The sequence below is a fragment of the Desulfuromonas acetoxidans DSM 684 genome (genome assembly GCF_000167355.1).
GTDB lineage: Bacteria > Desulfobacterota > Desulfuromonadia > Desulfuromonadales > Desulfuromonadaceae > Desulfuromonas > Desulfuromonas acetoxidans.
The window spans coordinates 235,570-242,838 of the sequence record NZ_AAEW02000004.1 but is presented as its reverse complement, the minus strand read 5'-3'; the positions used below and the strand labels follow the sequence as shown (position 1 = coordinate 242,838).

Below are 7,269 nucleotides of genomic sequence, written 5' to 3'. Positions count from 1 at the left end.
CCCGTTTACCTGAGTAACGGAACTTCAATAAATCACAGGAGGATCAGATGAAGAGAGTGATGGTATTGGTGATCGTAGGGATGTTGGCGTTGTGCTGGTCCTCTACGGTTCTGGCTGTACCCAAAGGGAAAAGTTTGACCTTTGCCGGATCAAGTATGGGCGCAGTGACCTTTGACGGCACATTGCATAACAATGCTGCAGAAAAAGGCTGCCGTGACTGCCATAACCCTGATGTCTTCCCTAAGATGAAGCAGGGAACGGTCAAGATCACCATGGCGCAAATTTACGCCGGTAAGCAATGTGGTATCTGCCACGATGGCGGGCGTGCCTTTGCTGCTAAAGGACATTGTGCCAAATGTCACAAACGTTAATATTTTGATGGTCTGGACTGTAACGTTCACCCTCTGAATTTTTCGTCAAACAAAGAACATTTTTCAAGCAGGTTGATCTGTCGGGTCAACCTGCTTGTTTATTGTTGTTGATTGTACAACCGCTATCCCTGGACTTCGCGAGCCTTTTATAGGGGCTCTTCTTTATTCAAGTTATCGTAAGGATTCATGTTTCAATGACCAAAGCACTGGGTATTTTTTCCGGCGGCCTCGATAGTATTCTTGCCGCATTGTTGTTACGCAAACAAGGGGTTGACGTACATTGCCTCTGTTTTGTGACGCCGTTTTTTGATGATGCCAAAGCTCAGGAGATGGCCGCACGCTACGATCTGCCGTTGCAGGTGATGGATATCAGTGAGGAGCATCTGAAGATGCTCAAAAACCCCCGCTACGGCTACGGCAAAAACATGAATCCGTGCATCGACTGTCATGCCCAGATGTTCGAAATTGCTGGTCGCCTGATGGAAGAGCAGGGCTATGATTTCCTGTTTTCCGGTGAAGTGCTCGGTCAACGTCCCAAGAGTCAGATTCATACGGCTCTCATGGCGGTCAATAAGGCGTCAGGCTGGAGTGGTCGTATTTTACGCCCCCTTAGCGCCAAGCTGTTGCCCATCACCCCCATGGAAGAACAGGGACTGGTGGACCGTGAGCAGTTGGAAGATATTCAGGGTCGCTCACGAAAACGTCAGGAAGCCTTGGCGCGAGAATTGGGGGTCGATAAATATCCCTCCTCCGGCGGTGGTTGTTTGCTGACGGAGAATTCCTTCTCCGGCAGGCTGCGCGATCTGTTTGAACATCAACCCGACTGTACCAGTCAAGATGTCGAGCTGCTGAAGCTCGGTCGCCCTTTTCGTCTGTCCGACACGGCAAAACTGACCTTGGGGCGCAACCAGTCCAATAATGAGGGGCTGAAAAAAATTGTCGGTGACTCCGGTTGTTTGCTGCGCAATCAGAACTTTTCCGGCCCCCTCGGTGTGGTCAGTGGTCAGGCCAGTGAAGAGGATTACCTGGCTGCCGCTGCCATTGTTGCCAGTTACGGTAAGGGCCGCGAGGAGGCTCGGGTTGGTGTGCTGATTGTTGAGAATGGTCAGGAGCGTGTCGTTGAGGTGGCACCGATGCCGCGTGAGCAGGTGGTGCAGTATCAGATCTGATAAGGTCCCCGATGAAAAGTCAAAGGCAAAAGCGTTTTGCCACGCAGGCACAGCGGAAACCATAATCGGGGAGAATTCTCAGTTTTCTCCTGTGGGGGTACGGGGTTTGGGGTTTTATCCAACGTTGTTGAGGCCTTTATCGTGAAGCTCAAGAAGTTTTTCTTTTTTGATTTTCTCCGTGTCTTAGTGTCTCCGTGGTTCAGGCTTTAAGCCCGACTATTTCTCGGTCACACTCAGCAAGCTGTACAACATGGCGATGCGCGGCAACTCAATGCCGCGTTGGGCAGCTTGTTTAAGTGGAATGGCGTAAATGGCCTCCAGTTCCAGGGGGCGTCCCTGCTGACGGTCAATCATCATGCTTGGATGGTAGTCGTCCATCCCTTCGGTAATCTCAATCATGTGGGCACCAAACGCTTTGCCGTCGATCGGACTGGTCAGGTCTTGAGCGTTGGCGCCGTTAGCAACCTCATCCATCAGTTCGCTAATAAGCTCCCGGGTTGGCGGGTGGGCCAGCAGCAGATCCGTGGTTTTGTCGGTCAGGGCGCACAGGCCGTTAAACGGAATGTTCCACACCAGTTTTTCCCAGCGGATCTTTTTCAGATCCTCCACCGCCTGACAGGGCACCTGAGCACGATTGAACATAGCCGAGAGCTGTTCGGCGCGAGCGGTTAGTCCGGCGCTGAACTCACCGAGGCGAATGGCACCTTGGGAAAGGTGGTGGACTTTACCCGGTTCGCCGCGGTTCGAGCAGATAAAGGCGACACCACCGAGAATCCGTTCGCGACCAAACAATTCAGCCAATTGCTCCTCATTGCCCAGTCCATTTTGCAAAGTCAGGATGGCGGTCTGTTCGCTCAGTAGTGGGGTGATCAGTTCCTTGAGGTGCTGATTGGCAAAAGTTTTCAGGCCGACAATCACCAAATCCGCTTTTGGCATCTCATGGGCGTTGCGATAGCCTTGTAGCGATTCCAGATAAAAATCGCCGTCACAGGAGTGCACGGTCAGGCCTTTGTTGCAAATGGCGTCATAGTCGCTGCGCAGCAGAAAGTGAACGTCTTCACCGGCTTGTTGCAGTCGTGCGCCGTAGTAGAGGCCGAGGGCACCGGAGCCAATCATGGCAATGGTCATGGTGGTCACCTTATTTTCAGTCCAGAGGGGCAGAGAGTTTCAAGATTGCCGCATCGTCATCAAGCAGCAGGGAGAAGTGGCTGCGTTGGCGCATCTCCATCAGGGTCGATTGCTGCAGGGTGCGATTATATTTATGCACACTGTTCATGGCGTTGTAAATGTTACCGCCATACCATCCTGCCTCAAAAAACAGCAGGATGCCGCCGAGAACCTCATTGCCGGTATCGATGGCCTGCAAACCGCCGGCGATAAAGGCGGCGTTGAGCAGCAAGGCCAATCCGGCTTCCCGGTAGCGTTTTGCGTAGAGTTGTCCGCTACCGGGCAGGATGGCGGAAAGCGTTCCGGCCAGAGCTGGCGATTTGGTCGGCAGTTGTTCCAAGTTTTGCAGGTCTTGTTGTGTCAGGCAGCCGGATCCGCTGAGGTCGAGGGATGAGAGTTTGCTGTAGTTACCCTGGTACGCGAGAGCCCAAATGCGCAGGCGCTGTTGTTGGTCAAGCAGGTTGAGATGGGTCAATGTTGTGGCGTTGTTGGTCTGTAGCGCGACAGTTGGCTTACCTTGCTTAAAAGCGCTCTCAATGCTCAGAATTCGGGCAATGTCGGCCTCGTCACTGTTCGGGTAGTTGTCAATCACCCGTTGTAGGGCAAATTCGCCATCCTGCCAGCGTTCGGCTTGCAGGTAACTGCGGGCGATATTGAGTTGGGCTCGTGCTGCGGCCGGCGTGTCAGGATAGGTGTAAAGGTAGCGTTTGTATTCGGTGATGGCGCGGAAGTAATCGCCTTCGTTAAACAGGCTGTCCGCGAAGCCGGGCGTGGTGCCGTTTGCGGTACTAACCTGTGAAAATTGCAGGAATAAAACAGACAGCAGGATCAGTGTTAAACGAAGAGACATAACGACAACTCCTGTGAAAAGTTGATCAGGCTAACATACCATTTGCTGTGATACCAGTAAAAAGAAGCGAATTGCCGGGGTGTTTCTTGACGATTTTAAGTTTTTTGTGTAATATGGAAACTTGTTGCAATGAAAAAGGGGAGGGTGGGAAGATGGCTTCTCATCGGTTAAAACGGTTTGTTGCCAGCCTAGGATTGCAGCAAGTGTGTTAGTAGCGAGGGCGTATCATGTTGTTTAGTGTTGGGGATAAGGCGGTATATCCTGCTCAAGGTGTCGGAATTATAGAGTCCATTGAGACAAAAGAATTTTCGGGGGAGGAGCACGATTTTTATGTCCTGCGCATCTGTGACAGCGACATGACCATCATGGTTCCCACGGCCAATGCCGAGCAGGTGGGGATGCGTGGTCTTGTTGATAAAGCTCACGTGCAGAAAGTCTATGACGTTCTGCAGAATACCGATGCCATGGCTGGGAGTATCTCATCCTGGAGCCGACGCCAGCGGGAGTACAATGAAAAGATCAAGTCCGGTGACCTGCTGGAAGTGGCCGCCGTACTGCGTGAGCTCTATATGATCGGCAACGGTAAGGAACTGTCCTATGGCGAGAAGAAGGTGCTTGAATTGGCGCGCCGTCTGGTCGTTAAGGAAGTGGCCTTTGCCGAAGGCGTTGAAGAAGATCAGATCTGTAGCCGGGTTGAAGGTGTCTTCCATCATTAAAATAGCTCATTTATAACGATTTTAACGACCAGGCTGTTATGGCCTGGTCGTTTGTTTTGCTGCCGCCCGGAGCGGTAGTCTGTCACGAGGCTTATGAGTGTCATTGTTCTGATTCCTGCAGCGGGCCTTGGCCGCCGCATGGGAACCTCTATCCATAAGCAGTATCTGTGTCTGCAAGGACGCCCTGTCCTTGCGCATACCCTGTCTATTTTTCAGCAGCATCCCTGTGTTGATTCTATTTATGTTATCGCTCCAGCGGATCAGATGGATTTTTGTCGTCTCGACATCATTGAGCCAGGCGGATTCACAAAAGTGCGTGATGTTGTCGCCGGTGGCGCTGAACGTCAGGATTCGGTGCGCCTTGGCCTTGAAGCCTGTCAGGCTCAGGTGGATGATATCGTCCTGATTCATGATGGTGTGCGACCTTTGTTTGACGGCGACCTGCTCAATGGTGTACTAAAGGCCGTTGAAGAGCATGGGAGCTGTGTGGTTGGCGTGCCGGTAAAGGACACCATCAAGGAAGTGGATGGCGGATTTGCTGTTGCTACACCGGATCGGCGACGCTTGTGGGCGGCACAGACACCACAGGCGTTTCGCTACGGTAAAATCATGTCCGCTCATCACCGGGCTTACCAGCAGGGCTACCATGGAACCGATGATGCGTCGCTGTTGGAATGGCAGGGTGAATCGGTTGCCATGATCGAAGGAAGTTACCGCAACATCAAGATCACCACACCGGAAGATCTGTTGATTGCTGAGGCGTTTCTGACTGCAAGTGAAAAGGGGAACAAATGATTCGCATCGGGCATGGTTATGACGTGCATCGCCTTGTTGAAGAGCGCAAGCTGATTTTAGGCGGTGTGGAGGTTCCCCATCGTCTGGGTCTGTTGGGACATTCCGATGCCGATGTGTTGCTGCATGCGATTTGCGATGCCATTCTCGGTGCCCTGGCTGCCGGGGATATCGGCCGGCATTTTCCCGATACCGATCCACAATTTAAAGGTATTTCCAGTCTGACTCTGTTACAAAGAGTGATTGAGCTGGCTGCGTCGCGCGGCTGGCGGATCGGTAATCTCGACACGACGATTGTTGCTCAGCGCCCTAAGCTGGCTGAGTATTTGCCACAAATGGTCGACAACATCGCCCGAGCCTGCCAGGTCAGTCCCGGCCAGGTGAATGTCAAAGCGACCACCACGGAAAAACTGGGTTTTGAAGGTCAACAGGAGGGGATATCGGCTCAGGCCGTGGTTCTCCTGACACAAAAGATAGAGCGCAACCAAGGAAAGGTCATCGCACAATTATGAGTACCGAGGTAACAGAGACACAGCCAAAAGATTTTATCCGCAATATCATTGCCGAAGATCTGGCCAATAACAAACATGATGGCCGTCTGGCCACCCGTTTCCCGCCGGAGCCCAACGGTTACCTGCATATCGGACACGCTAAATCGATCTGTCTCAACTTTGGTGTGGCCGAAGAAATGGGCGGGGTCTGTCATCTGCGTTTTGATGATACCAATCCGATCAAAGAGGAAACCGAGTTTATTGATGCCATTAAAGAGGATGTGCAGTGGCTTGGCTTTGACTGGGGCGAACACGAATATTACGCATCCAACTATTTCGAGCAACTCTACGCCTTTGCCGTGCAACTGATTAAGGCGGGCAAGGCCTATGTTGATGATCTCACCGGTGAGCAGATGCGCGAGTTGCGTGGGACCCTGACCGAGCCGGGGCAAAACAGCCCCTACCGTGACCGCAGTGTCGAAGAAAATCTCGACCTGTTCGAGCGGATGCGCAACGGTGAGTTTCAGGATGGCGAAAAGGTGCTGCGCGCCAAAATTGATATGGCTGCGCCCAATATGAATCTGCGTGACCCGGCCATGTACCGCATTCTTAAAGCGCATCACCATCGCACCGGCGATGCCTGGTGTATCTATCCCATGTACGACTTTGCCCATGGTCAGTCCGATTCCATCGAAAAAGTTACCCACTCCATCTGCACCCTGGAATTTGCCGATCACCGGCCGCTGTACGATTGGTTTATTGAACAACTGGACATTTTTGCCCCGCGCCAATACGAGTTTGCCCGCCTCAATCTCGGTTATACCGTGATGAGCAAGCGCAAGCTTCAGCAACTGGTGGCGGAAAAGCATGTGTCCGGGTGGGATGATCCGCGTATGCCGACTCTGGTCGGTATGCGGCGGCGTGGTTTTCCGGCCAAAGCGATCCGCTCCTTTTGTGAGCGGATCGGTGTCGGCAAGAGCGACAGCTGGATCGATATGAGTGTGCTGGAAGATTGTGTGCGTGAGGAACTCAATGAGGAAGCGCCGCGCGCTATGTGTGTGCTCAATCCCCTCAAGGTGGTGATCACCGATTATCCCGAGGGCCAAGAAGAGATTTTCAGCGCTCCGATCCACCCGCAAAAGCCGGAGATGGGCCAGCGGCAGATTCCGTTCAGTCGTGAAGTCTACATTGATCGTGACGATTTCATGGAAGATCCGCCCAAGAAGTTTTTCCGCCTCGGTCCCGGCCGCGAAGTGCGCCTGCGCTATGGTTACGTGATCAAGTGCGAAGAAGTCATCTACAACGATGCCGGCGAAGTGGTGGAACTGCGTTGCAGTCATGATGCCGAGACGTTGGGCAAGAAGCCGGAAGGACGCAAGGTCAAAGGGATCATTCACTGGGTGTCGGCTGAGCGGGCTTTGCCGGTGGAAGTGCGTCAATACGATCGGTTGTTCAACGTCGAGAGTCCAGGTGCCAGCAAAGAGATTGATTTTCGCGATGAGATCAATCCCGATTCCATAAAGGTGTTGTCGCCCTGTTATGCTGAACCGGGGCTGGCTCTGGCCAGTATCGGGGAAGCCTATCAATTTGAGCGCCTTGGTTACTTCTGTGTTGACAGTCGTGATTCACGCTCTGATGCCCTGGTCTTCAACCGTACCGTGACCCTGCGTGATTCGTGGGCCAAAGAAAAATAAACAGCAGCGTACCCCAAGA

The 7,269-nt window shown here is 52.8% G+C and carries 8 protein-coding genes; 6 read left to right on the top strand and 2 right to left on the bottom strand.

Annotated elements, in window-relative coordinates; genetic code table 11:
• Nucleotides 1-47: 47 nt before the first annotated feature.
• Nucleotides 48-371, top strand: a complete 324-nt coding sequence (locus DACE_RS04785) for a c(7)-type cytochrome triheme domain-containing protein (protein ID WP_005998790.1) — start codon at nucleotides 48-50, stop codon at nucleotides 369-371.
• Between the two features lie 194 nt (nucleotides 372-565).
• Nucleotides 566-1,540, top strand: a complete 975-nt coding sequence (locus DACE_RS04780) for a thiamine biosynthesis protein (protein WP_005998788.1) — start codon at nucleotides 566-568, stop codon at nucleotides 1,538-1,540.
• A gap of 216 nt (nucleotides 1,541-1,756) precedes the next feature.
• Here the strand turns inward: DACE_RS04780 and DACE_RS04775 are convergent, their stop codons facing one another.
• Complete coding sequence (locus DACE_RS04775; RefSeq protein WP_005998786.1) at nucleotides 1,757-2,668, bottom strand: putative 2-dehydropantoate 2-reductase; 912 nt, start codon at nucleotides 2,666-2,668, stop codon at nucleotides 1,757-1,759.
• Between the two features lie 16 nt (nucleotides 2,669-2,684).
• Nucleotides 2,685-3,557 (bottom strand): tetratricopeptide repeat protein, encoded by an 873-nt coding sequence (locus DACE_RS04770; RefSeq protein WP_005998784.1) that lies wholly within the window; start codon nucleotides 3,555-3,557, stop codon nucleotides 2,685-2,687.
• 227 nt (nucleotides 3,558-3,784) lie between these two features.
• Between DACE_RS04770 and DACE_RS04765 the strand changes: the two genes are divergently transcribed.
• From DACE_RS04765 to DACE_RS04750, 4 genes are all read left to right on the top strand, one after another.
• Nucleotides 3,785-4,273 carry a CarD family transcriptional regulator gene (locus DACE_RS04765; protein ID WP_005998782.1) on the top strand — a complete coding sequence of 163 codons (489 nt, stop codon included), beginning with the start codon at nucleotides 3,785-3,787 and terminating at the stop codon, nucleotides 4,271-4,273.
• A gap of 93 nt (nucleotides 4,274-4,366) precedes the next feature.
• Nucleotides 4,367-5,068 carry a 2-C-methyl-D-erythritol 4-phosphate cytidylyltransferase gene (gene ispD / locus DACE_RS04760; RefSeq protein WP_005998780.1) on the top strand — a complete coding sequence of 234 codons (702 nt, stop codon included), beginning with the start codon at nucleotides 4,367-4,369 and terminating at the stop codon, nucleotides 5,066-5,068.
• A complete protein-coding gene (ispF, locus tag DACE_RS04755; RefSeq protein ID WP_050769970.1) occupies nucleotides 5,068-5,577 on the top strand; it encodes a 2-C-methyl-D-erythritol 2,4-cyclodiphosphate synthase in 510 nt (169 codons plus the stop codon). The genes ispD and ispF overlap by 1 nt, the downstream gene beginning before the upstream one ends.
• Complete coding sequence (locus DACE_RS04750) at nucleotides 5,574-7,250, top strand: glutamine--tRNA ligase/YqeY domain fusion protein (protein WP_005998775.1); 1,677 nt, start codon at nucleotides 5,574-5,576, stop codon at nucleotides 7,248-7,250. Before ispF ends, DACE_RS04750 begins: the two co-directional genes overlap by 4 nt.
• Nucleotides 7,251-7,269: the final 19 nt, after the last annotated feature.

Bases quoted from the DNA above. Each gene is read 5' to 3' on its own strand.
- DACE_RS04785 (WP_005998790.1), top strand. From the start codon at position 48: ATGAAGAGAGTGATGGTATTGGTGATCGTAGGGATGTTGGCGTTGTGC.
- DACE_RS04780 (WP_005998788.1), top strand. From the start codon at position 566: ATGACCAAAGCACTGGGTATTTTTTCCGGCGGCCTCGATAGTATTCTT.
- DACE_RS04775 (WP_005998786.1), bottom strand. From the start codon at position 2,668: ATGACCATTGCCATGATTGGCTCCGGTGCCCTCGGCCTCTACTACGGC.
- DACE_RS04770 (WP_005998784.1), bottom strand. From the start codon at position 3,557: ATGTCTCTTCGTTTAACACTGATCCTGCTGTCTGTTTTATTCCTGCAA.
- DACE_RS04765 (WP_005998782.1), top strand. From the start codon at position 3,785: ATGTTGTTTAGTGTTGGGGATAAGGCGGTATATCCTGCTCAAGGTGTC.
- ispD (WP_005998780.1), top strand. From the start codon at position 4,367: ATGAGTGTCATTGTTCTGATTCCTGCAGCGGGCCTTGGCCGCCGCATG.
- DACE_RS04750 (WP_005998775.1), top strand. From the start codon at position 5,574: ATGAGTACCGAGGTAACAGAGACACAGCCAAAAGATTTTATCCGCAAT.